At 55.2% G+C, this 25,256-nt stretch carries 28 protein-coding genes; 27 read left to right on the top strand and 1 reads right to left on the bottom strand.

The window, feature by feature from the left end; all coding sequences use genetic code 11:
- The first annotated feature begins 55 nt into the window (after window positions 1-55).
- From QWT68_RS11895 to rsmI, 10 genes are all read left to right on the top strand, one after another.
- Window positions 56-1,504 (top strand): aminotransferase class I/II-fold pyridoxal phosphate-dependent enzyme, encoded by a 1,449-nt coding sequence (locus QWT68_RS11895; protein ID WP_290148517.1) that lies wholly within the window; start codon window positions 56-58, stop codon window positions 1,502-1,504.
- The gene (tmk, locus tag QWT68_RS11890; RefSeq protein ID WP_040285225.1) at window positions 1,497-2,126 is read left to right on the top strand and encodes a dTMP kinase; all 630 of its coding nucleotides are present in this window, start codon (window positions 1,497-1,499) and stop codon (window positions 2,124-2,126) included. Before QWT68_RS11895 ends, tmk begins: the two co-directional genes overlap by 8 nt.
- A 47-nt stretch (window positions 2,127-2,173) precedes the next feature.
- Window positions 2,174-2,503: a cyclic di-AMP receptor DarA gene (locus QWT68_RS11885; RefSeq protein ID WP_040285226.1), complete on the top strand. Its 330-nt coding sequence runs from the start codon at window positions 2,174-2,176 to the stop codon at window positions 2,501-2,503.
- Between the two features lie 21 nt (window positions 2,504-2,524).
- Window positions 2,525-2,965, top strand: a complete 441-nt coding sequence (locus QWT68_RS11880) for a YaaR family protein (RefSeq protein ID WP_040285227.1) — start codon at window positions 2,525-2,527, stop codon at window positions 2,963-2,965.
- Window positions 2,966-3,020: 55 nt separating this feature from the next.
- Window positions 3,021-4,028: a DNA polymerase III subunit delta' gene (holB, locus tag QWT68_RS11875; RefSeq protein ID WP_290148516.1), complete on the top strand. Its 1,008-nt coding sequence runs from the start codon at window positions 3,021-3,023 to the stop codon at window positions 4,026-4,028.
- A complete protein-coding gene (locus QWT68_RS11870) occupies window positions 4,021-4,839 on the top strand; it encodes a PSP1 domain-containing protein (RefSeq protein ID WP_040285229.1) in 819 nt (272 codons plus the stop codon). The genes holB and QWT68_RS11870 overlap by 8 nt, the downstream gene beginning before the upstream one ends.
- A gap of 21 nt (window positions 4,840-4,860) precedes the next feature.
- On the top strand, window positions 4,861-5,220 hold the full coding sequence (gene yabA / locus QWT68_RS11865; RefSeq protein ID WP_040285279.1) for a DNA replication initiation control protein YabA: 360 nt from the start codon (window positions 4,861-4,863) through the stop codon (window positions 5,218-5,220).
- A 68-nt stretch (window positions 5,221-5,288) separates the two neighbouring features.
- Window positions 5,289-6,062: a tRNA1(Val) (adenine(37)-N6)-methyltransferase gene (locus tag QWT68_RS11860; protein WP_040285230.1), complete on the top strand. Its 774-nt coding sequence runs from the start codon at window positions 5,289-5,291 to the stop codon at window positions 6,060-6,062.
- Complete coding sequence (locus QWT68_RS11855) at window positions 6,025-6,294, top strand: GIY-YIG nuclease family protein (RefSeq protein ID WP_040285231.1); 270 nt, start codon at window positions 6,025-6,027, stop codon at window positions 6,292-6,294. The genes QWT68_RS11860 and QWT68_RS11855 overlap by 38 nt, the downstream gene beginning before the upstream one ends.
- Window positions 6,291-7,163: a 16S rRNA (cytidine(1402)-2'-O)-methyltransferase gene (gene rsmI, locus QWT68_RS11850; protein ID WP_040285232.1), complete on the top strand. Its 873-nt coding sequence runs from the start codon at window positions 6,291-6,293 to the stop codon at window positions 7,161-7,163. Before QWT68_RS11855 ends, rsmI begins: the two co-directional genes overlap by 4 nt.
- 58 nt (window positions 7,164-7,221) lie before the next feature.
- Here rsmI and abrB read toward each other — a convergent pair whose 3' ends face one another.
- On the bottom strand, window positions 7,222-7,497 hold the full coding sequence (gene abrB, locus QWT68_RS11845) for a transition state genes transcriptional regulator AbrB (protein ID WP_040285233.1): 276 nt from the start codon (window positions 7,495-7,497) through the stop codon (window positions 7,222-7,224).
- Between the two features lie 258 nt (window positions 7,498-7,755).
- Between abrB and metG the strand changes: the two genes are divergently transcribed.
- The 17 genes from metG (at window position 7,756) to mfd (ending at window position 25,226) form a co-directional block, all read left to right on the top strand.
- Complete coding sequence (gene metG, locus QWT68_RS11840) at window positions 7,756-9,723, top strand: methionine--tRNA ligase (RefSeq protein ID WP_040285234.1); 1,968 nt, start codon at window positions 7,756-7,758, stop codon at window positions 9,721-9,723.
- Window positions 9,724-9,846: 123 nt separating this feature from the next.
- Window positions 9,847-10,614: a TatD family hydrolase gene (locus QWT68_RS11835; protein ID WP_040285235.1), complete on the top strand. Its 768-nt coding sequence runs from the start codon at window positions 9,847-9,849 to the stop codon at window positions 10,612-10,614.
- A 133-nt stretch (window positions 10,615-10,747) separates the two neighbouring features.
- Window positions 10,748-12,034 carry a resuscitation-promoting factor gene (locus QWT68_RS11830; protein ID WP_290148515.1) on the top strand — a complete coding sequence of 429 codons (1,287 nt, stop codon included), beginning with the start codon at window positions 10,748-10,750 and terminating at the stop codon, window positions 12,032-12,034.
- Window positions 12,035-12,223: 189 nt separating this feature from the next.
- Window positions 12,224-12,781, top strand: coding sequence for a ribonuclease M5 (rnmV, locus tag QWT68_RS11825; RefSeq protein WP_040285237.1), 558 nt, complete (start codon window positions 12,224-12,226; stop codon window positions 12,779-12,781).
- Window positions 12,778-13,677, top strand: coding sequence for a 16S rRNA (adenine(1518)-N(6)/adenine(1519)-N(6))-dimethyltransferase RsmA (gene rsmA / locus QWT68_RS11820; protein WP_290148514.1), 900 nt, complete (start codon window positions 12,778-12,780; stop codon window positions 13,675-13,677). The genes rnmV and rsmA overlap by 4 nt, the downstream gene beginning before the upstream one ends.
- Window positions 13,678-14,083: 406 nt before the next feature.
- Entirely contained in the window at window positions 14,084-14,350 is a 267-nt protein-coding gene (veg, locus tag QWT68_RS11815) for a biofilm formation stimulator Veg (protein ID WP_040285239.1), read from the top strand.
- Window positions 14,351-14,477: 127 nt separating this feature from the next.
- Window positions 14,478-14,663, top strand: coding sequence for a small, acid-soluble spore protein, alpha/beta type (locus QWT68_RS11810; protein WP_040285240.1), 186 nt, complete (start codon window positions 14,478-14,480; stop codon window positions 14,661-14,663).
- A gap of 176 nt (window positions 14,664-14,839) precedes the next feature.
- The gene (ispE, locus tag QWT68_RS11805; protein ID WP_290150484.1) at window positions 14,840-15,703 is read left to right on the top strand and encodes a 4-(cytidine 5'-diphospho)-2-C-methyl-D-erythritol kinase; all 864 of its coding nucleotides are present in this window, start codon (window positions 14,840-14,842) and stop codon (window positions 15,701-15,703) included.
- A gap of 58 nt (window positions 15,704-15,761) precedes the next feature.
- Window positions 15,762-16,589, top strand: a complete 828-nt coding sequence (gene purR, locus QWT68_RS11800; protein WP_040285241.1) for a pur operon repressor — start codon at window positions 15,762-15,764, stop codon at window positions 16,587-16,589.
- A gap of 1 nt (window position 16,590) precedes the next feature.
- The gene (locus QWT68_RS11795) at window positions 16,591-16,965 is read left to right on the top strand and encodes a RidA family protein (protein ID WP_040285242.1); all 375 of its coding nucleotides are present in this window, start codon (window positions 16,591-16,593) and stop codon (window positions 16,963-16,965) included.
- Window positions 16,966-17,128: 163 nt separating this feature from the next.
- Window positions 17,129-17,407, top strand: coding sequence for a septation regulator SpoVG (spoVG, locus tag QWT68_RS11790; RefSeq protein ID WP_040285243.1), 279 nt, complete (start codon window positions 17,129-17,131; stop codon window positions 17,405-17,407).
- A 197-nt stretch (window positions 17,408-17,604) separates the two neighbouring features.
- Entirely contained in the window at window positions 17,605-18,978 is a 1,374-nt protein-coding gene (glmU, locus tag QWT68_RS11785) for a bifunctional UDP-N-acetylglucosamine diphosphorylase/glucosamine-1-phosphate N-acetyltransferase GlmU (RefSeq protein ID WP_040285244.1), read from the top strand.
- A gap of 15 nt (window positions 18,979-18,993) precedes the next feature.
- Entirely contained in the window at window positions 18,994-19,953 is a 960-nt protein-coding gene (locus tag QWT68_RS11780) for a ribose-phosphate diphosphokinase (RefSeq protein WP_040285245.1), read from the top strand.
- Window positions 19,954-20,056: 103 nt separating this feature from the next.
- Complete coding sequence (locus tag QWT68_RS11775; protein WP_040285246.1) at window positions 20,057-20,692, top strand: 50S ribosomal protein L25/general stress protein Ctc; 636 nt, start codon at window positions 20,057-20,059, stop codon at window positions 20,690-20,692.
- 76 nt (window positions 20,693-20,768) lie between these two features.
- Window positions 20,769-21,326 (top strand): aminoacyl-tRNA hydrolase, encoded by a 558-nt coding sequence (pth, locus tag QWT68_RS11770; protein ID WP_290148513.1) that lies wholly within the window; start codon window positions 20,769-20,771, stop codon window positions 21,324-21,326.
- A gap of 71 nt (window positions 21,327-21,397) precedes the next feature.
- Window positions 21,398-21,613 carry an anti-sigma-F factor Fin gene (locus tag QWT68_RS11765; protein ID WP_040285248.1) on the top strand — a complete coding sequence of 72 codons (216 nt, stop codon included), beginning with the start codon at window positions 21,398-21,400 and terminating at the stop codon, window positions 21,611-21,613.
- 79 nt (window positions 21,614-21,692) lie between these two features.
- Window positions 21,693-25,226 (top strand): transcription-repair coupling factor, encoded by a 3,534-nt coding sequence (gene mfd / locus QWT68_RS11760; protein ID WP_290148512.1) that lies wholly within the window; start codon window positions 21,693-21,695, stop codon window positions 25,224-25,226.
- Window positions 25,227-25,256: the final 30 nt, after the last annotated feature.

Genomic DNA, 25,256 nt, shown 5'->3' with positions numbered 1-25,256 from the left:
CTGTCGCGCTGGCTTTTTTACATAGAAGACTACCAGTTTAGAAGGAGGATTCGATATGGATCAGCAAAAACGGCCGATCGTGGAAGCACTGGAAGCGTTCCAGGCGGCGGATCCGGTCTCGTTCCACGTGCCGGGTCACAAAACCGGCCGGCTGTCCGGACTGCCGGACGGCCTGCGTGCGGCGATGCGTTATGACGCCACCGAACTGACGGGACTTGACGATCTGCACGCCCCGATCGGTGCCATCCGGGAAGCCGAAGAGCTGCTTGCAGACGCGTACGGGGCGGATTGCAGTTTCCTGCTCGTCAATGGTTCCACTGCAGGCAATCTCGCAATGGTCCGTGCTGTCTGCACACCCGGCGACGTGCTGCTCGTCCAGCGGAATGCCCACAAATCCGTGTTCCATGCGGTTGAACTGGCAGGAGCCCAGGCGGTCTTCCTGAATCCCGAGTGGGACGGGATGACTTGTACCGCGGGAGCGGTCTCTGTCGACACGGTCCGGGAGGCGCTCGACCGGCATCCGGAAGCGAAAGGGATTTTTGTGACGTATCCGACCTATTACGGAACCGCCGGAGAGACCCTCTCCGACATCATTTCCTGTGCACATGGGCACGGCATTCCGGTGCTCGCCGATGAAGCGCACGGCGCTCATCTGCTGGCGGGCCCGCCGTTTCCGCCGTCTGCCCTCGCGCTCGGTGCGGACGCAGTCGTACAGTCCGCGCACAAAACACTGAGTGCGATGACGCAAGGATCGTTCCTGCACGTGAATTCGAGCCTGGTCGACGCCGACCGGATCGCCCGCGGACTGTCCATGCTGCAGACGAGCAGTCCATCTTATGTACTGCTCGCCTCGCTCGACGATGCCCGTGCACGGATTGCGGCCTATTCGGAAGCGGACAAGCACGCATTCCTCGAGTGGCGCCGGCAGTTCATCGACCGATGCCGGAAGCTGGCAAAACTCGACATCATCGAGCCGGACGATCCACTGAAAGTGCTCGTACGGCACAAACACGTATCCGGGTATGCCCTGCAGCAGGCGCTTGAACAGCAGGGGATCTACACGGAACTCGCGGACGAGCGTCAGGTGCTGTTCATCCTGCCGCTGCTCACCGAAGGGGCGGACTATCCGGCCGAGCGGGTGGCAAGCGCACTTGCGAAAGCCATCCGGACGCTCGAATCCGAGGACGAAGAGAAGAAACCTGAACCGGGGCCTGCGCTGCCGGCGGATCGTCCCGCTATCCGGATATCAGGCGGACCCGCCGGCAGTCCATCCGAATGGGTGCCTGTCGACGAGGCGGCAGGCCGTTCTGCTGCTGGAGCGATCATTCCGTATCCGCCAGGCATCCCGCTCATCCTGGAGGACGAACCGTTATCCGGTGAAACGATTGACACCGTCTGCCGGATGGCGGCTTCGGGCGCCGCTTTCCAGGGAGCGGTGCGGACGAGCGATGGAAGGGTCGAATTCGAAGTGAAAACAGAACAGGGAGGCGACGGAAATGGCTGACGGCGTATTCATATCATTCGAAGGTCCGGAAGGCGCTGGCAAAACGACGGTGATCCGCGAGATCCACAGGCGGCTGACGGAAGAAGGACGGGCTGTCGTGCTGACACGGGAGCCGGGCGGCATCCGGATCGCAGAGAAGATCCGGAGCATCATCCTGGATAACGACCATGCAGAGATGGACGGACGGACGGAAGCGCTGCTGTATGCGGCTGCGCGCCGCCAGCACCTCGTCGAAAAAGTGCTGCCGGCCCTTGCACAAGGGGCGATTGTGCTGTGCGACCGGTTCGTCGACAGTTCGCTTGCGTACCAAGGCTACGCCCGCGGTCTCGGTATCGATCAAGTGCTCGCCATCAACGAGTTCGCCATCCAGGGGATCATGCCCGACCATACGATCTTCTTTGACATCCCCCCCACGGCAGGGCTTGCCCGGATTGCCGCAAACAGCAATCGGGAACAGAACCGGCTGGACAATGAGACACTTGCGTTCCATGAATCCGTCTATGAAGGCTACCGTCTCGTCCGCGAGCGGTTTTCGGATCGGATCACTGCAGTGGATGCGTCGGAATCATTGGAAACCGTTACGGAGACTGTATGGGGGCAGATTGCATCATTCATATCCTGAGCCATTTCATGGTATACTAAAAGAAAGTGGAAAAAGGAGAGATCTCTGTGAAACTTATCGTGGCAGTAGTACAAGACCAAGACAGCAACCGGCTTTCATCCGCATTGACGAAAGGTGATTTCCGGGCGACGAAACTGGCTAGTACAGGCGGCTTCCTGAAGTCGGGGAATACGACATTCCTGATCGGGACGGACGACAGCCTCGTGCCGAAATGTCTGGATCTCATCCGGGACAACTGCCGGTCGCGTGACCAGATGGTCGCACCGGTCTCCCCGATGGGCGGCAACGCAGATTCCTACATCCCGTACCCGGTTGAAGTGGAAGTCGGCGGCGCCACCGTTTTCGTCCTGCCAATCGAACAGTTCCGTCATTTCTGATGACGCTCGGAGTGAACGCATATGAAAGTGAATAATGAGGTCCGGACGGGTCTCGATAAACTGAGGAACGATCCGCTGAAAGCGCCGCAGGGCGGGGACCGGTTCGGCCAGATGGTGCAGAAACAGGAATCCCGCCTGCATGGTGAGCAGATCACCCGCCTGCTCGGTGACATTTCATCGGCAGGCGATCGGCTGGCCCGTTCTCGGAACTTGCGCGACATGGCGAAATTCAAAATGCTTGTGAAACGGTTCTTGAAAGAGTCCGTCGAAGGCGGTCTCGGCTTGAAACAGTCCCATACATGGAACCAGTTCGGCGAAGGGCGTCGGCTCAAACTGGTGGAAACGATCGATCAGAAACTGGTCGAACTGGCGGAACAGCTCTTGCAGGATGAGGAATCGTCCGTCGATCTCCTTGCCAGAATCGGGGAAATCAAAGGACTGCTCATCAACCTATATACATGAGGGCGTTTTCTGCAGTTACGGGAAAACGCCTTTTTCAACGAAAGGGGGCAGCGGGATGGACCAGCAGCCTGCACAGCGTTTACAGACAGAACAGCCGCGGATTGCTGCAACCTTGCGTGCTGCCTTCCGCAATAACCGGATTGCACATGCTTATATTTTCGACGGTGAAACGGGGGTTGGAAAGAAAAACGCCGCCCTGTACTTTGCACAGCTGCTGCTTTGTGAGAATCCTGTCGAAAATGTTCCATGTGAAACATGCCGGGCGTGCAAACGTGTCGAATCGGGGAATCATCCGAACATACTGATCGTCGAGCCGGATGGCCAGGACATCAAAAAGGATCAGATGACACAGCTGCTGAACGTCATGACGAAGAAAGGCTACGAAAGCGGGCGACGCATCTACATCATCGAGCAGGCGCACCGGCTGAATACCGCTGCCGCCAATGCGCTGCTGAAATTCCTGGAGGAACCGGATGGCGACATTACAGCCATCCTGCTGACGGATGCCTATCATATGATGCTGCCGACCATTCAGTCGCGCTGTCAGCGGATATCCTTCCTGCCTCCCCAGCGCGAACAGATCATCCAGATGCTGACAGAGGAAGGGATTTCCCCTTCGCTTGCAGCGACGGTAACCTGCCTGACAGCAGACAGAAGCCGGGCAGCCGAACTGGCCGCAGATGAGCAGTTTGTCAATCTGCGAAAGACAGTGGTAAAATTAGTGCAGGCCATCGATCTGCATGTGACCGATGCGCTGATGCTGATCCAGACCGAGTGGGGTCCCTTCCTGAAAGAGAAGGACGACACCGAGACAGGCCTGGACTTGCTTCTCTATATGTACCGTGATATCGTGGCGAAGAAAGCGGGATTGACCGCAATAGCCGCCTATCCGGATCTGGAGGAGTTCACTGCCGGTCTTGCCATGAAACTGACCTATGAGCAGCTGGCCGCCAATCTGGAAGCGATATTGCAGGCGAAAAAACAATTGCATCGCAATATGCACCGAACGCTTTTATTGGAACAACTGGTGCTTAGTATGCAGGAGGGGTTATCCGTTGTATAACGTAGCAGGAATCCGCTTTAAAAAAGCGGGTAAAATACAGTATTTCGACCCTATGGCTTATGAGCTGAAGGCAGATGATTATGTAATCGTCGAGTCTGCCCGCGGCACGGAATTCGGCAAAGTCGTCAACGTCCGGGAAGGGGTGGATGCCGCCGACCTGGTCCTGCCTCTGAAGAAAGTGATCCGGCCGGCAAGCCCGGAAGATCTGGAGCAGGTGAACGAGAACCGGCTTGACGCCGAGAAAGCGTTTGATACGTGTGTGAAGAAAGTCCGCGAGCATAAGCTGGACATGAAAGTGGTCGATGTGGAGTACACGTTCGACCGCAATAAAGTGATCTTCTATTTCACGGCGGAAGGACGAGTCGATTTCCGGAATTTAGTGAAAGACTTGGCGTCCATCTTCAGGACACGCATCGAACTCCGTCAGATCGGTGTGCGGGACGAAGCGAAAATGCTAGGCGGAATCGGTCCTTGCGGCAGGATGCTCTGCTGCTCGACGTTCCTCGGGGATTTCGAACCGGTCTCCATCAAAATGGCGAAGGACCAGAACTTGTCCCTCAACCCATCCAAGATTTCGGGATTGTGCGGCCGCCTCATGTGCTGCCTGAAATATGAGAACGATGAGTATGAGGAAGCGAAAGCCCTGATGCCCGACATCGGTTCACGTATCGAGACGCCCGACGGACCGGGCAAAGTGGTCGGCCTGAACTTGCTGGAACGCCTGCTGAAAGTCAGGCTGCAGGATCAGGACCAGACACTGGAATATGCGTGGGAAGAACTTTCGAAGAGGGCGGGACAGCCCGTCAATTGATGAAGCGGTGAGGTGAAAAAGTTGAAAGAAGGGAACTTTCTCGACAAGGTAATCGAATACGAACAGCAACTCGACTCCATGCACAAGCAATTCCGGGAAATCATCGGTTTTGTTGCCAAGATGACAGAAGAGAACCATTCACTTCAACTTGAAAATCATCATCTGCGTACGCGGCTGAACGAACTCGACCTGGAGGCGAAAGCGGCAGCTGACAAGAAACAGTCCGAGCGGCTCCAGCGGGCGGATGTGGGCGAAGGGGTCGATAACCTCGCCCGCCTCTATAACGAAGGGTTCCATGTGTGCAATGTCCATTACGGCAGCACGCGCAAAGGGGAAGACTGCCTGTTCTGCCTGTCGTTTTTAAGTAAACAGAATCTGTAACAGAGAACCGATCCCTACAACCCATAGGAATCGGTTTTTCTTTATCATCATCGAGTGAGGAGTCCATTATGGAAACAAATTTACTGCGGGGCGATGAGCGCCTCGATTATTTGCTGGCGGAGGACTTGCGGATCATCCAAAGCCCGTCCGTGTTCTCGTTTTCCCTGGATGCGGTGCTGCTGGCGCGTTTTGCATACATGCCCATCCGGAAAGGGAAGGTCGTGGATCTATGTGCGGGCAACGGGGCGATCCCGTTGTTTCTGAGTGCCCGGACGAACGCCCATATCACGGCTGTCGAACTGCAGGAACAGCTTGCGGATATGGCGGAACGCAGTATCGCCTTCAATGGGCTCAGCGGACAGATCGGCGTCATGTGTGACGATGTGATCGGCATTGCCGCGAAGATCGGCTATGAGAAGTACGATACCGTTACGTGCAATCCGCCCTATTTCAAGGCCCATGAAAAGAGTGAGCAGAATTTGAAGGAACCGCTGACGATCGCCCGGCACGAGGTGAAGCTGACGCTGGAGCAGGCGGTACGATCGGCGAGTGAGCTGCTGAAACAGGGCGGGAAGGCGGCATTCGTCCACCGGCCGGGCCGGCTGCTGGATATCGTCACGGCCATGCGGGCGAACCGGCTGGAACCGAAACGGATCCGGTTTGTCTATCCGAAGGAAGGGAAAGAGGCGAACACTCTGCTGATCGAGGGCACGAAAGACGGGAAGCCTGATTTGAAGATCCTGCCGCCGCTGATCGTCTATCAGGCGGACGGTACGTATACGGAGGAAGTGAGGGAGCTGCTGTATGGAGCCGAAGACGGGCCATCTGTTCTACGTCCTTGAATGCAGCGATGGCTCCTATTACGGCGGCTATACAACAGATCTTAACCGTCGGGTGGATCTGCACAATGCAGGGAAAGGCGCAAAATACACGAGGGCGAAAGGTCCCGTCCGCTGCATCCATTCCGAGCCGTTCACAACGAAGCGGGAGGCCATGCAGGCGGAATACCGGTTCAAACAGCTGACCCGGGCCGCCAAAGAGCGGTATTTACGACAACAGGAGGCGGAGCAATGATCACACAAAAAAGTGCCGAGGCTGCCGGCGGGGTGCTCTACCTGGTCGGAACGCCGATCGGCAATCTGGAAGACATGAGCTACCGCGCGATCCGCATTCTGCAGGAAGCGGACCTGATTGCAGCGGAGGATACACGGAACACCGTCAAGCTGTCGAACCATTTCAAGATCGATACGCCGTTCATGAGCTATCACGAGCACAATCTCGAAGCCGGCGGACGCAAGATCTTGGACCTGCTGACGGACGGGAAGACGGTCGCCCTCGTCAGTGATGCCGGCATGCCGTGCATCTCGGATCCGGGAGCGGACATCGCTGAAAAGGCGATTGCGGCAGGAATTGCTGTCGTTCCGGTGCCTGGTCCGAATGCAGCGATCAGCGCACTGGTCGCATCCGGGCTGCCGTCACAGCCGTTCCTGTTCTTCGGCTTCCTGGACCGGCAAAAGAAGAAACGCCGTCAGCAACTGGACCTGCTGGCCCGCCGGCAGGAGACGCTGCTGTTCTACGAAGCGCCCCACCGTCTGAAAGAGACGCTGCGTGCCCTGTCCGAGCAATTTGGCGCAGACCGGCGCATCACACTGGCCCGCGAGCTGACGAAACGCTATGAGGAATTCATCCGGGGGACGGTTGAAGAGGTTCTCCAATGGGCAGAATCGACAGAGATCCGCGGAGAATTCTGCCTGGTTGTCGAAGGTGCCGGAGAACTGGAAGAGCAGGCCGCAGACGCCTGGTGGACCGGACTGTCAGCGGCTGAGCACGTCACCCGTCTCATGGAAGAGGAAGGGTGTTCCTCCAAGGAGGCTATCAAGAAAGCAGCGGCAGACCGTGGAATGAGCAAGCGGGATGTCTATCAGGCGTATCATGTCGAATGAAAAAAACACTTATTTCCCGTAATAAGGAAATAAGTGTTATGTAAATAAAAGTATTAAATCAAGACATCTTGTTTTCGATTTCAGCGATCAGCTGTTTTGCGCCTTCAGGGCTGAGAATGAGCTTTCCGTCGATGAGAGAGAGGTTATCGTCGGACACTTCGCCTGTTACGGAACAAGTCATGTTCGGCATATATTTCTTCAGGATGATTTTGTCGTCATCCACGTAAATTTCCAAAGCGTCTTTCTGGGCGATGCCGAGTGTTCTGCGCAGTTCGATCGGAATGACAACACGGCCAAGCTCGTCGACTTTACGTACGATTCCAGTGGATTTCATAAGATCGTGCCTCCTAAAATGGGTTTGTATTCGTCAAAAATCGACATTTTTCTCTTGTCTGCTTATCATCATACCAACTCTTCCAATTAACGTCAATAGAGAAACCCGTAAACTATGAAATGAATAACAAATACATGAAAAACTCACAATCAAATGAAATAAAAATACAATATGCAGCACTGTGGATGATTGGTCATAGCGTAAAACGGAAAAGTCCGCTAAACTAGAAACATCGATCTTGATACAGGAGGAATTAGAGTGGCGGAACAGAACAATACATTTTACATCACGACACCGATTTACTACCCGAGCGGTAAATTCCATATCGGGACAGCCTACACGACGATTGCCGCAGATGCCATCGCCCGCTACAAGCGGCTCCGGGGCTATGATGTCCGCTTCCTGACCGGGATGGATGAGCATGGTCAGAAGATCCAGGAGAAAGCGGAAGAAGCCGGCAAGCCGCCGCAAGAGTATGTCAACGAGATCGCAGACTACGCGAAAAACCTCTGGAAACTGATGGACATCACCTACGATGACTTCATCCAGACGACGGAAGAGCGCCATACGAAAGCAGTCGAAAAGATCTTCCGGAAATTCCTCGACAACGGCGATATCTATAAAGGTGAATATGAAGGCTGGAAGTGCATCCCGTGTGAATCGTATTTCACGGAAACCCAGCTCGTCGACGGCAACTGTCCGGACTGCAACCGCCCTGTGGAGCGGGTGCGGGAAGAGTCCTACTTCTTCAACATGAAAAAGTATGCGGACCGGCTGCTTCGCTATTATGAGGACCACCCGGGCTTCATTGAACCGGAATCCCGCAAAAATGAAATGATCAACAACTTCATCAAGCCGGGGCTTGAGGACCTGTCCGTGTCACGGATGTCGTTCGACTGGGGCATCAAAGTGCCGGGAGACCCGAAGCACGTCATCTACGTCTGGGTCGACGCTTTGACGAATTACATCACGTCACTCGGCTATCTGTCGGATGATGACTCGCTGTTCAAAAAATACTGGCCGGCGGATGTGCAGGTCGTCGGAAAGGATATCGTCCGCTTCCATACGATCTACTGGCCGATCTTCCTCATGGCGCTCGATCTGCCGCTGCCGAAAAAAGTGTTCGCACACGGATTTATCATGATGAAAGACGGCAAGATGTCGAAATCCAAAGGGAACGTCGTGTACCCGGATATGCTGGTCGAGCGCTACGGACTGGACGCGACACGCTACTTCCTGCTTCGTGAACTGCCGTTCGGCTCGGATGGCACCTTCTCGCCGGAAGCCTTCGTTGAGCGTACGAACTACGACTTAGCGAACGATCTTGGCAATCTGCTGAACCGTTCCGTCTCGATGATCAACAAATATTTCGATGGTGAGATTCCGGCTTCCCTTGCGGAGGAGACACCGTACGATGCAAGTCTGCGGAAAGCCATCACGGATACGGTGGACCGTTATGAAGAATCGATCGAGAAGATGCAGTTCAGCGTCACCCTGGCGGAACTTTGGACGCTCGTCTCACGGACGAACAAATATATCGACGAAACGGAGCCTTGGGTGCTTGCGAAAGATGAGAACGACCGCGGCAAGCTTGCGGCAGTCATGACGAATCTCGTCCACGCCCAGAGGCATATCGCAGTGATGCTTCAGCCATTCACACCTGAGACACCGAAAAAGATCATGGAACAGCTCGGTCTCCCGGAATCATTGCTCGCATGGGAGACACTTGGAAACTTCGAGGCGATTCCGGAAGGCGCAACAGTCATCGGCAAAGGGGTGCCGATCTTCCCGCGTCTCGATACTGAGGTGGAAATCCAATACATTAAAGATCAGATGGCTGTCACAGCGCCGAAGGAATCCGAAGAAACGCCTGCTGAAGTTATTGAGGCACCGGAACAGGCGCCGGAAATCACGATCGATGACTTCAATGCCGTCGATCTTCGGATTGCGACTGTCACAGCATGTGAAAAAATGCCGAAAGCCGATAAGCTTCTGAAGCTGCAGGTCGACCTCGGCTACGAACAGCGCCAGGTCGTCTCCGGTATCGCTCAGCATTACACACCTGATGAACTTGTCGGGCAGAAAGTGATCGTCGTTGCGAACCTGAAGCCGGTCAAGCTGCGCGGGGAATGGTCGCAGGGAATGATCCTCGCCGGGACGTCCGGTGATGTACTGAAGCTCGCCACCGCAGACGCATCTCTTGCAAACGGCGCACGCGTGAAATAATATAGGGCAGCGGACTCAAGAAAAGGTCCGCTGTCCTATTTTTGTTGTCATCGTTTTGTAATGTAATTGCGATATCCGTGTAAAGAGGATGCTTTAGACTATAACCATTGTGAGGCGATAGAGATGTTGATCGATACCCATGTCCACTTGAATGCAGACCAATATGAAGATGATATAGACGAGGTCATCCAGCGTGCACTGGACGCTGGCGTGGAACGTATGGTCGTGGTCGGTTTCGACCGTCCCACCATTACGAAAGCCATGGAACTCGCAGAAGTGCATGAGTTCATCTACGCAGTGGTCGGCTGGCATCCGGTTGATGCCATCGACTGCACAGAGGAAGATCTGAAATGGATCGAGGAGCTGGCAGCCCATCCGAAAGTCGTCGGCATCGGAGAGACCGGTCTCGACTACCACTGGGATAAGTCCCCGAAGGATGTCCAGCAGGCGCTGTTCCGGAAGCAGATCCGGCTGGCGCAGAAAGTGAAGCTGCCGGTCATTATCCATAATCGTGATGCCACTGGTGACGTGGTCCGGATCCTGCAGGAAGAGGAGGCGCACCTCACCGGCGGCATCATGCACTGCTACAGCGGCAGCGTGGAGACTGCACACCAATGCATCGACATGAATTTCATGATCTCGCTCGGCGGTCCGGTGACCTTCAAAAATGCCCGGATGCCGAAAGAGGTGGCGGCTGAAATACCGCTCGAGCATCTGCTGGTCGAGACCGATGCGCCGTACCTTGCGCCGCATCCGCACCGCGGAAAACGGAACGAACCCGCCTACGTAGCACTCGTTGCCGACCAGATTGCGGAACTGAAAGGAATCTCGGCTGAGGAAGTCGCGGAAACAACGACCCGGAATGCCATGAACCTGTTCGCCATCGACTGACCGTACGAGCCGGAAGCCTGCACAGCCTGACTGCAGCAGCCTTCCGGCGTTCTCATGCAGGAAAGGTCGATCGGTTGACAGTGCAAAAGAGGGTCTATATAATCAGCCGAGTGATTAAGGAGGAGAAACGTTAATGACGAAAAGAACCACAGGCAATCGATTCTTTCAATCATTGAGAATACAGAAAATCGCAGCCGGCATAGCAGTGCTTGCGGTTTTTGTGACTGTTCTTTCTCTTGTCCTGTATGAGGGCACGAAGAAAAACATCAGCATTGCGGCAGATGGAAAGACCATCGAACTCAAGACGCATGCAGCCACAGTGGCGGACGTCCTGGCGCTGCAGGACATAAAGGTCGGCTCACATGATGCCGTAACACCGGCAGCGGATACGCCGGTCGAAGACGGTATGTCGATCGACTGGAAGAAAGCGAATCCGGTGGCGGTCAACATGAACAATGATACAACGACAATCTGGACAACCGAGTCGACGGTTGGCTCCGTGCTGAAGGAAGCGGGCGTCGAACTGTCGGAACACGACGCGGTAACTCCTGCTCTGGACAGTAAGGTCGGTGAAGACGGGGAGATCACTGTCGACAAGGCGTTCCAGGTGACATTGAAGGACGGCAGCAAGGCGAAGAAAGTATGGTCCACTTCGACTACGGTCGCTGACTTTTTAAAGAACGAAAACGTCCAGTTGAGTGAACTGGATCGTGTGGAAGGCGACAAGCAGAAGCTTGTACTTCCGAAATCGGTTATTTCGGTTGTTCGTGTGGAAAAGGTCACCGATGTAGTGGAAGAGACGACGGATTTCGACGTGAAGACACGGGCTGATGAAACCCTGCTGAAAGGCCGCGAAAAAGTGGTCGCAAAAGGACAGAAGGGGAAAGTCAGGAAGAGATTCGAAATCGTCAAAGAAAACGGCAAAGAAGTATCGCGCAAATTGATCCGGGAGCACGTCGTCTCCCATCCGAAGCCGAAAGTGGTATCAGTCGGCGCAAAAGTGGAAATTGCAAGTGCACCTGCTGCGAAGTCGGTGAAAACAGTTAAAGCAGCTGCGGCAGCTAAACAGCCGGCAGTGACGACCGCTTCTGCGAAGACATCTGTTTCCCGTGGAAATGGCGGAGAATCCGGCAAGGTGATGTACATGAATGCCACTGCCTACACAGCGCACTGTACTGGCTGCAGCGGAATCACAGCAACGGGCATCAACCTTGCAGCAAATCCGGGCATGAAAGTGATCGCTGTTGACCCGGGTGTCATCCCCCTCGGCTCGAAAGTGTGGGTGGAAGGATACGGCTACGCAATCGCAGGAGATACGGGCGGTGCCATCAAAGGCAACCGGATCGATCTGCACGTGCCGAACAACGCAGCTGCCCGGCAATTCGGCCGGCGCCAGGTCAAGGTCAAAGTGCTGAACTGACCGTGCCATACAATTGGATACAGCAATTCCGGTACAATCCGCATGGCATTCCTGCTATGCGGATTGTTGTCCGTTTCATGGTTTTCTGTACAACCGTCCGTACAGCCGGTAAAATTGGTTCATCAGCTGAGTCACATAATGAGCAGACGCAACACGCCGTCCGCATACAGCAGAGGAAAGAGGAATACAGTGGACATTAAAGAAATCATCGTAGTGGAAGGGAAATCGGATACGATCGCTGTGCAGCGCGCAACAGGTGCTGACACGATCGAGACGAACGGATCGGCCGTCAGCGAAGAGACGCTGAGGAGGATCGAGCATGCCCAGCAGACGAGGGGCGTCATCGTCTTTACGGACCCCGATTATCCGGGCCGGCGCATCCGTGCCATCATCGAAGAACGGATCCCTGAGGTCAAGCACGCCTTCCTGGACCGCAAGAAGGCCATTGCCAAAAACGGCAAGAAAGTCGGTATCGAGCATGCGGCGGATGATGTGATCCGGCAGGCGCTCGAAGCCGTCTATACGACCGGGCCTGCAGACTTCGCAGAGATTCCGGCCAGCCGGCTGATTGAAGCGGGCCTGATCGGGCATCCTGAAGCCAGACAGCGGCGTGCGCGGCTTTCGGAACTGCTGCAGATCGGCCAAGTGAACGGCAAAGGGCTGCAGAAGCGGCTTGGGATGTTCCGCATCAGCGAAGCGGCATTCCGCCAGGCAGTGGAGACTATCGACAAGGAGGAACAGTCATGAGGAAAGACATCGCAACGCCTGTACGCACGAAAGAAATCCTGGAGAAACACGGGTTCTCTTTCAAGAAGAGCCTCGGCCAGAACTTTCTGATCGATCCCAATATCCTGACCAACATCATTTCGGCGGCCGGCATCACGAAGACGTCGGGTGTCATTGAAATCGGACCCGGCATCGGTGCATTGACGGAACCGATTGCACGGGCGGCCGGGAAGGTCACGGCATTCGAAATCGACGGGCGTCTGCTGCCTGTTCTTGAAGACACATTGTCGCCGTATCCGAATGTCTCGGTCATCCACCAGGACGTCCTGGAAGCGGATCTGCATGCCGTCATCAAGGAACGGATGGCAGATATGGAGGAAGTGGTCGTCGTTGCGAACCTGCCGTACTATGTCACGACCCCTATTATAATGAAGTTTCTCATGACGAATGTTCCGATCGACAGGATGATCATCATGTTGCAGCGGGAAGTCGCAGACCGGATCACCGCGTCGCCCGGCACGAAAGCATATGGCTCTCTCTCCATCGCCATCCAGTACTATATGGATGCGGAAGTGGCGATGATCGTGCCGAAGACCGTCTTCATGCCGCAGCCGAATGTCGAATCCGCCGTCCTCAAGCTGACCCGGAAAACGGCTCCGCCCGCCGACGTCATCAGTGAGGACTTCCTGTTCACCGTCGCCCGTGGATCGTTCGTCCAGCGCCGGAAGACGATCCTGAACAACCTGCAGTCGTCCCTGCCTGACGGGAAGACGAGAAAGGCCGACATCCTTACTGCGCTCGATACGGCAGGCATCGACCCGGGACGCCGGGGGGAGACGCTGTCCATCCAGGAATTCGCCGCGCTGTCGAATGCATTGTACGGCGTGTTCGGTGCGGCTGCTGCGGATAAGCAGTGAGGTGCTTGCTTTACAAAAGGGAGCAGATTGCCGGGGGAGAATCCGCCTGGCCGTCTGCTTTTTTTCATGGAAGGGGGCAGCCGTGCGAGGGAATGGAATCCAGCGGCTGGCAGGAGTGAATGATCGGTTCTGCACGGGAATTGATCGCTTGGCGGTGAGTATGGAGCGGTCAGCCGTCGTAATTGATCGGTTCGCACCGGGAAATGAGCGCTTCTGCATCTCCTTGACACTAAGGATTTTACCGAATAAAGCAAATATGACGATTCTGAGGAAAAAAGAATGTCGAAACGTAAAAAACTAGACTAAAAGCATTGACAAAGCTAAATTCAACCTGTTAAAATTTAAAGTTTTAATTGACAGAACTTTTTCACTGTGTTATGATAATACATAGTGAGGTGGAAGCGACATGCCAAAAACATTAGCGGACATTAAGAAGTCATTGGATGCTCACTTGGGAAAACGTATGCACCTTCGTGCAAACGGCGGTCGGAAGAAGACGATCGAACGAGCTGGAATCCTTCGTGACACGTATCGTGCAGTATTTGTAGTGGAACTTGATCAGGACGAAAATGCGTTTGAACGGGTATCATACAGTTATGCGGATATTTTGACCGAAGCGGTTGAAATAACGATACTGGACGGTGGAGACACCACAGCGTTTGAGATTAAATAGCACTTTTACTATCAGCGAATTCAATTTTACCGAAACACCCCAAACTTTCCTCTGGAAAGTATTACGGGGTGTTTTTTCGTTCCTTCCGGTCATGCTACGGTCGTCAGCCAATAAGGAGGAAACCTGAATGGCGAAACGGAATGGCGTAATGTCTGAGCAGCTGAAGGTGGAAATTGCGAAGGAACTTGGATTTTACGATGTGGTCGAGCGTGAAGGGTGGGGAGGCATCAAATCGCGGGATGCCGGTAATATGGTGAAGCGCGCGATTGAGATGGCACAACGGGGACTCTCGGAGCAGGAACGGCCGCACTAAGAGGACCAGTGCTGCATAACCCAAATCCAACGAATGGCTGACAGAAGAAGCTGTGGTTCTGCACAATCGTGCGGGCCCGGCTTTTTTTTGTGCTCTTTGCACAAACCCGGCATTTTTATTTGCGCCTATGGTAAAATAGGGGGCAATGAAGTTTGAATGGAGGCAGCCAGATGAGTATGATATCTGAAAAAGCGCCCGCAAAAATAAATCTAACGCTCGATGTCCTGCAGAAACGGCCGGACGGCTACCATGAAGTCGAAATGATCATGACGACGGTGGATCTTGCAGACCGTGTCTGGCTGAAACCGCTCGACCGCGGCATCATCATCCGCTCATCCGAGCGGTATGTCCCGAATGATAAGCGGAATCTCGCATGGCAGGCCGCTGATCTGCTGCGGAAGCGGCATCACGTGACTGAAGGCGTTGAAATTACATTGGACAAACATATACCGGTCGCTGCGGGTCTGGCAGGCGGAAGCTCGGATGCTGCTGCGACACTGCGCGGTCTGAACCGTCTGTGGAACCTCGGCTTGACGCTGGACGAGCTGGCGGAGCTCGGCGGCCAGATCGGCTCGGACATCCCCTTCTGTGTCTACGGCGGCACAGCGCTTGCATCCGGCCGCGGGGAAAAGATCCGGCACTTGGACGTTCCGCCGAACTGCTGGGTCATTTTGGCAAAACCGGCCATTTCCGTCTCGACCGCGGACATATACGGTGCCCTCGACGTGCAATCCATCCATCATCCGGATACAGCGGGCATGATGGCGGCTCTGGCGTCTGGTGACTATGATGCGATGTGCAGCCTTCTCGGCAACGCACTCGAACCGGTCACAATGCGCCTCCATCCCCAAGTGGCCGTCCTGAAGGAGCAGATGCTGAAATTCGGTGCGGATGCCGTGCTGATGAGCGGAAGCGGACCGACAGTGTTCGGGTTTGTGCAGCATGAATCCCAGGTGGCCCGTGTCTATAACGGACTGAAAGGCTTCTGTCCGGAAGTCTACGCTGTGCGGATGATGGGCGAACGGACCCATCTTGCTTGAAGACAGATGATTATGGTAGTCTAGATATAGAATATTCGGGTTTTAGGAGTTGTTGGCCATGAAGTGGAAGCGGAGTGAACGTCTCATCGAGATGACTCGCCATTTGCTGGAACACCCCCACCAGCTCATCCCGCTCACTGTTTTTTCTGAACGGTTCCAGTCGGCGAAGTCGTCCATCAGCGAAGATCTGACCATCGTGAAAGAGACGTTCGAAACGAGCGGTGCAGGCAGGCTGCTGACCGTTTCGGGTGCTGCCGGCGGCGTGAAATATATTCCTCTTATGTCTGAAGAGGCGGCACATGGTGTCATCGCCCAGCTCATGGAAGAACTGGGCCATACGGACCGTCTGCTGCCCGGCGGCTATTTATATATGACCGACCTGCTCGGCAATCCGCGGCTTATGGACAGTGTCGGGCGCCTGTTCGCGGCAGCGTTTGCGGACAGCGGGATCGATGTCATCATGACCGTGGCGACGAAAGGCATTCCGATCGCCCATGCGATCGCACATCATCTGAATGTGCCGGTCGTCATCGTTCGGCGTGACAGCAAGGTGACGGAAGGCTCCACGGTGAGTATCAATTACGTTTCGGGGTCGGCCCGCCGCATCCAGACGATGGTCCTGTCGAAACGCAGCATGAAAAGCGGTCAGCGTGTACTGATCACCGATGACTTCATGAAAGCCGGCGGCACGATGCTCGGCATGCGGAACCTCGTCGAAGAGTTCGATTGCCAAGTGGCAGGAGCGGCTGTATTGGTCGAATCCGAGCACTCGGAGCGGGTGCTGAAGGAAACGTACAGATCACTGGTGAAATTGCGCAGTGTGAATGAGGTCGACCGGACGATTGAACTCGAGGAAGGCAACTACTTTTCGGAAGGCGGAGAATAAGATGGACTACGTAGCGACAGAGAAGGCACCGAAGGCGATCGGCCCCTATGCACAAGCGGTCAAAGTGAACGGCATGGTTTACACATCAGGCCAGATCCCATTGCTTGCAAACGGTGAGCTTGCCGGTGCGACAATCGAAGAACAGACGGACCAGGTGTTCGAAAACCTGAAGGCTGTACTGGCGGAAGCCGGCTCTTCACTCGGACAGGTCGTCAAGGCGACGGTCTTCATCAAGGACATGAACGAATTCGGCGCGCTGAACGATGTTTACGCCCGCCATTTCGGGGAGCATACCCCTGCACGTGCAACCGTGGAAGTCGCACGTCTGCCGAAAGATGTGAAAGTCGAAATCGAAGTAATTGCAGTCGCTGGGTAAGCGGCATGTACAGCTGCTCGGACTGTCAGCCTCTGCTGATGGGCGGGCAGCTTTTTTGCACATGGAATAGTCGGAAAAATTTAAATTCCCATAAAGGGATTCGGGAGTCTATGTAGAACTTATACAAGAACACGTTTTGTCAGAAAGGGGAATGGAAAGGGATATGCAAGTAACGAATGTACGGCTGCGCAAGGTGGAGACAACGGGAAGGATGCGGGCGATCGCATCCATTACAATCGACGACGAATTCGTCATCCATGATATCCGGATCATCGAGGGGAATGCCGGCCTGTTCGTGGCCATGCCGAGCAAGCGGACGCCGGATGGGGAATTCCGCGACATCGCACATCCCATCAATCCGGACGCACGGATGAAAGTCCAGGATGCTGTATTGCAGGTCTACCATGCCGAGGAAGAAGTTCTGGATCCGGCACCTGTGTGAAACTGAATCTGTCGGTAAATTGTCACAGAGCCGCAAGCCTGCCCGCTTGCGGCTCTATTGGCGAGCGCTGAGCGGTTTGTCATCCGAAAAAGCCAATAATAATAAGACACTATGCATAAATTGTCAAGCGGCAATAGTTGAAAATCACTGCTGTGTCGGCTATAGTCTAATATGAAATCTAGGATGGGGGACAGCTCATGACAAGTACATATGCAATCGTACTGGCAGCAGGCCAGGGAACACGCATGAAGTCGAATTTATATAAAGTGCTGCACCCGGTTTGCGGGAAACCGATGGTGGAGCACGTCATCGATCACGTCAGAGGCATCGGGGCGGACCGTGTCGTCACCGTTGTCGGCCATGGAGCAGAAAAAGTGGAACAGACTCTCGGTTCCAAAAGTGAATACGTCCTGCAGGATGAGCAGCTCGGGACTGCGCATGCGGTACAGCAGGCGGAACAGCTGCTCGGCGATCTGGATGGCACGACACTTGTCGTCTGCGGAGACACGCCGCTGATCCGCTCGGAGACGATGGAGGCCCTTGTCCGTGAGCACCGGGAACTTGGCGCAAAAGCGACCATCCTGACCGCGATTGCAGACAACCCGGCAGGCTATGGCCGGATCATCCGCGGGGAAAACGGGGAAGTGCTGCGCAACGTTGAACAGAAGGATGCCACCCCTGAGGAACAGGCCGTCCGGGAGATCAACACCGGTACGTACTGCTTCGATAACCGGGCATTGTTCGAAGCACTGAAAAAAGTGAAGAACGACAATGCACAAGGGGAATACTATCTGCCGGACGTCATCGGCATCCTCCAGTCGGAAGGATCCCTGATTGGCGCATATGCCTGTGAAGACTTCAGTGAAACGCTCGGCGTCAATGACCGGGTCGTCCTGTCACAGGCGGAAGCGGTCATGCGCCGCCGGATAGCGGAAACACATATGCGGAACGGTGTGACGATCATTTCACCTGATACGGCAGTCATCAGCGCGGATGCTGAAATCGGCCGTGATACCGTCATCCAGCCGGGGACACTAATCGAAGGGGCTTGCCGCATCGGTGAAGAATGTGTGATCGGCCCGAACAGCCACCTGACGGACAGCACGATCGGCGACCGGACGACGGTGCACTCCTCGGTCGTCAAGTCGAGCATCATTGGTGCCGATACAGCTGTAGGCCCGTTCGCCCACATCCGGCCCGAGTCCGAACTCGGTGACCATGTCAAAGTCGGCAACTTCGTGGAAATCAAGAAATCGACATTCGGCAATGGCAGCAAGGTATCCCACCTCAGCTATATCGGGGATGCGGACGTCGGCTCCGCCGTCAACATCGGCTGCGGCTCGATCACGGTCAACTACGACGGTAAGAACAAGTTCAAGACGACAATCGAAGACGAGGCGTTCATTGGCTGCAATTCCAATCTGGTCGCACCGGTCAAGGTAGGCAAGGGTTCCTACGTCGCCGCGGGATCCACTGTCACGAAAGATGTCCCGGAAGACTCCCTGGCCATCGCCCGGGTCCGCCAAGAGAACAAGGAAGGCTATGCAGCGAAACTAAACTCTAAACGATAAAACAGGAGGTCCATCATGGCCAATCAATATCCGAACCACAAACTGAAAATCTTCACACTGAACGCAAACGAACCGCTGGCGAAAGAAGTCGCAGATTTCATCGGCTGCCCGCTCGGTGAATGTTCCGTCAAACGGTTCAGTGACGGTGAAGTTCAGATCAATATCGAAGAAAGCATCCGCGGCTGTGACGTATACGTCATCCAATCCACTTCCTACCCGGTCAACGATAACCTGATGGAACTTCTGATCATGATCGATGCACTGCGCCGTGCATCTGCCCGGACGATCAATGTCGTCATGCCGTATTACGGCTATGCCCGCCAGGACCGCAAAGCGCGTTCCCGTGAACCGATCACGGCCAAGCTCGTTGCGAACCTTCTGGAGAAAGCGGGAGCGGACCGGGTGATCGCGATGGACCTCCATGCGCCGCAGATCCAAGGGTTCTTCGATATCCCGATCGACCACCTGGTGGCCGTTCCGCTGCTGTCCGAGCACTTCAAAAACCAAGGGTTCAAAGGCGACGATATCGTCATCGTCTCGCCTGACCACGGCGGCGTGACGCGTGCCCGCAAAATGGCCGACCGCCTGAAAGCGCCGATTGCGATCATCGATAAGCGCCGTCCGAAACCGAACGTCAGTGAAGTGATGAACATTGTCGGCCAGGTCGAAGGCAAAATCGCCATCCTGATCGATGACATCATCGACACGGCCGGCACAATCACGGCCGGAGCCAATGCAATCGTTGAAGCGGGCGCAACGGAAGTCTATGCCTGCTGTACGCACCCTGTCCTGTCAGGACCGGCCATCCAGCGCATCAACGATTCGAAGATCAAGGAACTGGTCATCACGAACACCATCGAGCTTCCGGAAGACAAACACTCACCGAAGATCAAGCAGCTGTCCGTTGCGCGCCTCATCGGAGATGCGATCATCCGGGTGTTTGAAGAGAAATCCGTCAGCACACTGTTCGACTGAGCCGTCAGCGCAGCGTGCTGGAAACAGGCAGACAGGGTTTGGAACGTCATGTAACGGGTATTTACTATGTAGGAAAACTTCTTTTATAAAGGGGACTGAGCATATGAGTACAGCATTACAGTCGGAAAAACGTGAAACTGCTCCACAGTCAGCATTGCGCGAATTGCGCCAGGAGGGGAAAGTGCCCTCCGTCGTATACGGGTTCAGAACGGAATCCACTCCGATCACAGTGGAAGAACGCGACCTCATCAAGACCGTTCAGGAACACGGCCGCAATGGTGCGTTCAAACTATCGGTGGACGGAAACGATATAGACGTCATGCTCGGCGATTACCAGGCGGATGTCCTGACAGGCAAAGTCGAGCACGCAGACTTTCTCGCCATCAACATGTCGGAAGAGCTTGAGGTCGACGTGACGATCCACCTCACAGGCACATCACCGGGTGAGAAAGCGGGCGGCGTCGTCCAGCAGCCGCTTTGGGAACTGAAAGTCAAAGCAAAACCTTCGGACATCCCGGAGAGCATCGAAGTCGACGTGTCAAAACTGGACATCGGAGATACGATCCAAGTATCCGACCTGCGTGAAGGGACCAAGTACGAAATCCAGAACGAAGACGACGAAACGATCGTTCTCGTCTCTGCACCGCGTACTGAGGAAGAGCTTGACGCACTTGACGAAGAGTCCGGCGGCACAGCTGAACCGGAAGTCGTCAACGAAATAGACAAAGACAGCGAATAATACAAAGAGCGCACGGCACGCCGTGCGCTTGTTTTTACGTTTTACGATACATTCCCCATAGAAAGAGAGCGTTCCTATGAAAATGATCATCGGACTCGGAAATCCGGGTAAACAATATGAAATGACCCGTCACAATGTCGGTTTTCAAGCGATCGATCTGCTGGCGGAACAGCTGGATGCACCCGCCTTCCAGACGAAATTCAACGGTCTCTATACGACCGTCCGGGCCGGCGGTGAAAAAGTGATGCTCGTGAAACCGCTCACCTATATGAACTTGTCCGGCGAATGCGTGCGGCCGCTGATGGATTACTTCGAAGCGGACGATGAGGACATCGCCGTCATCTATGATGATCTCGATCTTACGCCCGGCAAACTGCGGCTGCGGGCGAAAGGCGGGGCTGGCGGGCATAACGGCGTGAAATCCCTTATTGCCCACTTGGGGACCGACGTGTTCAACCGGGTCAGGATCGGCATCGGCCGTCCGGACGGCCGCATGGCGGTAGCGGATTATGTACTGGGTCCTTTTTCCGAGGAGGAACAGCCGCTCATCCGTGAGGCCGTCGAACGCAGCGCCGCTGCCTGCCGCGACTGGCTGGGCAGACCGTTCCTTGAAGTGATGAACGACTATAACTGACCCGCAGGCATAAGCGCTGTCTGTGCTGCCTATACTTGTACAGCATGTACATTTGAAAGGCGGCGATGCGGATGGTCACCTACCGCTGCGGGCATTGCCGGACGGAGATCGGCTCCGTGCCATTTGCGTCCGTGAAGGAAACGATCGCTGAACTGCAGAAATCGGATGACGGGTTCCTGTCCGAGCACGGCCGGGGATCCTTCGAAATCCGCTGTATCTGCGAACAGTGCGAAGACTCGCTGAGCATGTTCCCCGAGTACTATACAGTTGAAAAGTGGCTTCAGTGAGAAGCCTGGCTTTGGCGCCTGCTGCAGGCGCGCAAAGCTTTTTGTGCTTATGCATTTCACGGAGAAAGGACGGATCCGAATGGACTCATTAGTAAACTATTACCGGAAGTCAGCAAAGATCGGGCAATTGGCGGACAAATTGGCGAAAGGCCAGGACCGGCAGCTGCTGACAGGTCTGACAGGAGGCGCAAAGACGCTGTTCTTCCAGACGCTCCAGCAGGAGATCGGCCGCCCGGTGGTCATCGTTTCGCCGAACATGCTGCAGGCACAGCGTACATATGACGATCTCGTCAAACAGCTGGGGGAGGAGTGTGTCCATCTGTATCCGGCAGAGGAACTGATAGCGGCGGACTTTGCATTCGCAAGCTTCGAACTGCGTGCAGGACGGATCGACACGCTCAGCCATCTGGCATCCAAAGGACAAGGCATCTACATCACGCCTGTCGCCGGATTGAAGAAACTGATCCCGACAAAGGGCCGGTTCGCCGCGGGCACCCTTTCCGTATCTGTCGGAGACAGTATCAATATGGACAGCTGGCTGAATCGGCTGACCGGCATGGGGTATGCCCGGAAAGACATGGTCACCGCTCCCGGGGAATTCGCTTTACGGGGCGGAATCCTGGATATCTATCCGCTGACGGCGGACGATCCGATCCGGATTGAGCTGTTCGACACCGATGTGGATTCAATCAGGACATTCTCGGCCGAAGACCAGCGTTCCACGGGCAAACTGACAGACGTCAGCCTGCAGCCGGCATCCGAATTCTCCTGGTCTGCCGGGGATCTGCTGATAATCGCAGACAAGCTGGAAGCGGCACTTGCCAAGAGCCTGAAAAAAGTCAAAGACGAGACAGTCAAAGAGAATCTGCTGGAGACGATCTCCGGGGATATCGAACTGATGAGAGCTGGCGTCCAGCCGGAAAGCATGGTGAAGTACGCCGGCTTCGCGGGGGACCAGGTCACGACCCTCAACACCTACTTGCCGGATGATGCGCTTGTCGTTTTCGATGAAATCAACCGGGTCCAGGAAGGCGCGGCCATGCTTGAGAAAGACGAAGAGGAATGGCGCCTGTCGTTGCTGGAAGAAGGAAAGATCGTACATGACGCGGTGCTGTCTGTGCCGTTTGCTGAAGTGCATGCCGCGCTCACTGCCCAAAAGCTGTATACGTCCCTGTTTACACGGACCCTCCCGGGAATTACGGTGAAGGAAGTGCTGTCCTATTCCTGCAAGCCGATGCAGGAGTTCCACGGACAGATGAACCTGCTGAAAGCGGAGACGGAGCGCTGGCAGCATGGCGGCTTCAATGTATTCGTTGTCGCAGAAGGGCGCGACCGGGTCGAAAAAGTCCGGTCCATCCTGGCCGATTATGATATTCAGGCAACCGGGAACGCGGCTGCTGCGGAAGCCGGCATGATCACAGTCATCGACGGCAGTCTCCATGCCGGGTTCGAGCTGCCGCTGCAGCATCTCGCTGTCATCACGGACGGTGAACTGTTCAAAGGGAAACCGAGGCGGAAAGCCCGTCCGCAGAAAATCTCGAACGCGGAACGCATCAAAAACTATTCGGAAATCAAACCCGGCGATTATATCGTGCACGTCCAGCACGGCATCGGTAAGTATTATGGTGTCGTGACCTTGGATGTCGGCGGTGTCAGCAAGGACTATCTCGATATCCGCTACCGCGGCGAAGATAAGCTGTTCGTGCCGGCCGATCAGATCGACCTCGTACAGAAGTATGTCGCATCCGGTGACAAAGAGCCGAAGCTCCACAAGCTCGGCGGGGCGGAATGGAAGAAGACGAAGACGAAAGTGTCAGCAGCCGTGAAAGACATCGCCGATGACCTCATCAAGCTGTATGCGGAGAGGGAAGCCCAGAAAGGGTTCGCCTTCTCGAAAGACGATGACCTGCAGCGGTCCTTCGAAAATGCATTCCCTTATGAAGAGACGGACGATCAGCTCCGGTCCATTGTCGAAGTGAAGCAGGACATGGAGAAGGAACGGCCGATGGACCGGCTGCTCTGCGGGGACGTCGGGTATGGCAAGACGGAAGTGGCCATCCGTGCTGCATTCAAAGCTGTATCGGACGGCAAGCAGGTCGCATTCCTCGTGCCGACGACAATTCTCGCCCAGCAGCATTACGAGACGATGAAGTCGCGGTTCGCCGACTTCCCGATCGAGGTCTCCCTGCTCAACCGGTTCCGGTCGAAAAAACAGCAGACAGAGACCAAGAAAGGACTGAAGAACGGCACGGTCGATATCGTCGTGGGCACACACCGCCTGCTGTCGAAGGACGTTGCCTATCAGGACCTCGGCCTGCTGATCGTCGACGAGGAACAGCGGTTCGGCGTCACACACAAAGAAAAGCTGAAACAGCTGAAGACGAATGTCGATGTACTGACACTCACCGCGACGCCGATTCCGAGAACGCTGCATATGTCGATGATCGGTGTACGCGACCTGTCGATCATCGAAACACCGCCAGCTAACCGGTTCCCTGTCCAGACCTATGTCATGGAGGATAACCTGGCGCTGGTGCGCGAGGCAATTGAGAGGGAGATGTCCCGCGGCGGACAAGTGTTCTACTTGTATAACCGGGTGGAGGATATGACGAAAAAGGTTGATGAGATCCGTCAGCTGGTGCCGGAAGCCCGTGTCGGATTCGCACACGGACAGATGGGGGAAGCGGCGCTGGAAGAGATCATCCTCAGCTTCCTCGAAGGGGAGTATGATGTCCTCGTGACCACGACGATCATCGAGACAGGAATCGATATCCCGAACGTCAATACGCTGCTCGTCCATGACGCCGACCGCATGGGCCTGTCCCAGCTGTATCAGCTGCGAGGCCGTGTCGGACGGTCGAACCGGGTTGCCTATGCCTATTTCCTGTATCAGCGCGACAAAGTGCTGACGGAAGTGGCGGAGAACCGTCTGCAGGCCATCAAGGAATTCACGGAACTCGGCTCCGGATTCAAAATTGCAATGCGTGACCTGTCCATCCGGGGAGCCGGGAATCTGCTCGGATCCCAACAGCACGGATTCATCGATTCGGTCGGGTTCGATCTCTATTCCCAGATGTTGCAGGAAGCCGTGGAGGAGAAACAGACCGGCATCTCGAAAGAAGACCGGCCTGACCTGGAGATCTCCCTGCCGATCAATGCCTATCTGCCGGATACGTACATCAAGGACGGCTACCAGAAGATCCAGATGTATAAACGCGTGAAAGCGATTGAGGGTGAGCAGGATTTCAACGAACTGTGGGACGAGATGACCGACCGGTTCGGCGATCTGCCGTTCGAAGCGGAACTGCTGCTTCGCGTAGGCCGCCTGAAAGCGTGGGGGAAAGAAGCGGGCGTTGCCTCCATCAAAAAACAGCAGTCCGTCATCGAAATCCGGTTCTCCGCTGAAGGGACCGCGAAGACGGACGGTGCGAAACTCGTCTCGAAAACGATGGCCTATGGCCGTGCTGTCGGCTTCACGATGGATGACGGCCGGCTGGTCATCACGATCGATGACCGGAAACTCGGTAAACAGACGGAGTTCGATGTGCTTGAAAAGATCATACAGCTGCTGCGGACAGCCGAGAAAGAAACTGCCGAAGTGGATGCCGGATAGTCCCGTCCCTGCATAAAATGCCCATGCATG

This window comes from Sporosarcina trichiuri, from assembly GCF_030406775.1.
In the GTDB taxonomy this organism is placed as follows: Bacteria; Bacillota; Bacilli; order Bacillales_A; family Planococcaceae; genus Sporosarcina; species Sporosarcina trichiuri.
This window is presented reverse-complemented; position numbering and strand designations above follow the sequence as displayed.

Bases quoted from the DNA above. Each gene is read 5' to 3' on its own strand.
- glmU (WP_040285244.1), top strand. From the start codon at position 17,605: ATGACAAGTACATATGCAATCGTACTGGCAGCAGGCCAGGGAACACGC.
- QWT68_RS11810 (WP_040285240.1), top strand. From the start codon at position 14,478: ATGGCGAAACGGAATGGCGTAATGTCTGAGCAGCTGAAGGTGGAAATT.
- QWT68_RS11775 (WP_040285246.1), top strand. From the start codon at position 20,057: ATGAGTACAGCATTACAGTCGGAAAAACGTGAAACTGCTCCACAGTCA.
- pth (WP_290148513.1), top strand. From the start codon at position 20,769: ATGAAAATGATCATCGGACTCGGAAATCCGGGTAAACAATATGAAATG.
- QWT68_RS11795 (WP_040285242.1), top strand. From the start codon at position 16,591: ATGGACTACGTAGCGACAGAGAAGGCACCGAAGGCGATCGGCCCCTAT.
- rsmA (WP_290148514.1), top strand. From the start codon at position 12,778: ATGAGGAAAGACATCGCAACGCCTGTACGCACGAAAGAAATCCTGGAG.
- mfd (WP_290148512.1), top strand. From the start codon at position 21,693: ATGGACTCATTAGTAAACTATTACCGGAAGTCAGCAAAGATCGGGCAA.
- QWT68_RS11860 (WP_040285230.1), top strand. From the start codon at position 5,289: ATGGAAACAAATTTACTGCGGGGCGATGAGCGCCTCGATTATTTGCTG.
- QWT68_RS11835 (WP_040285235.1), top strand. From the start codon at position 9,847: ATGTTGATCGATACCCATGTCCACTTGAATGCAGACCAATATGAAGAT.
- rsmI (WP_040285232.1), top strand. From the start codon at position 6,291: ATGATCACACAAAAAAGTGCCGAGGCTGCCGGCGGGGTGCTCTACCTG.
- holB (WP_290148516.1), top strand. From the start codon at position 3,021: ATGGACCAGCAGCCTGCACAGCGTTTACAGACAGAACAGCCGCGGATT.
- QWT68_RS11830 (WP_290148515.1), top strand. From the start codon at position 10,748: ATGACGAAAAGAACCACAGGCAATCGATTCTTTCAATCATTGAGAATA.
- purR (WP_040285241.1), top strand. From the start codon at position 15,762: ATGAAGTGGAAGCGGAGTGAACGTCTCATCGAGATGACTCGCCATTTG.
- tmk (WP_040285225.1), top strand. From the start codon at position 1,497: ATGGCTGACGGCGTATTCATATCATTCGAAGGTCCGGAAGGCGCTGGC.
- QWT68_RS11855 (WP_040285231.1), top strand. From the start codon at position 6,025: ATGGAGCCGAAGACGGGCCATCTGTTCTACGTCCTTGAATGCAGCGAT.
- veg (WP_040285239.1), top strand. From the start codon at position 14,084: ATGCCAAAAACATTAGCGGACATTAAGAAGTCATTGGATGCTCACTTG.
- QWT68_RS11880 (WP_040285227.1), top strand. From the start codon at position 2,525: ATGAAAGTGAATAATGAGGTCCGGACGGGTCTCGATAAACTGAGGAAC.
- spoVG (WP_040285243.1), top strand. From the start codon at position 17,129: ATGCAAGTAACGAATGTACGGCTGCGCAAGGTGGAGACAACGGGAAGG.
- ispE (WP_290150484.1), top strand. From the start codon at position 14,840: ATGATATCTGAAAAAGCGCCCGCAAAAATAAATCTAACGCTCGATGTC.
- QWT68_RS11765 (WP_040285248.1), top strand. From the start codon at position 21,398: ATGGTCACCTACCGCTGCGGGCATTGCCGGACGGAGATCGGCTCCGTG.
- abrB (WP_040285233.1), bottom strand. From the start codon at position 7,497: ATGAAATCCACTGGAATCGTACGTAAAGTCGACGAGCTTGGCCGTGTT.
- QWT68_RS11895 (WP_290148517.1), top strand. From the start codon at position 56: ATGGATCAGCAAAAACGGCCGATCGTGGAAGCACTGGAAGCGTTCCAG.
- QWT68_RS11780 (WP_040285245.1), top strand. From the start codon at position 18,994: ATGGCCAATCAATATCCGAACCACAAACTGAAAATCTTCACACTGAAC.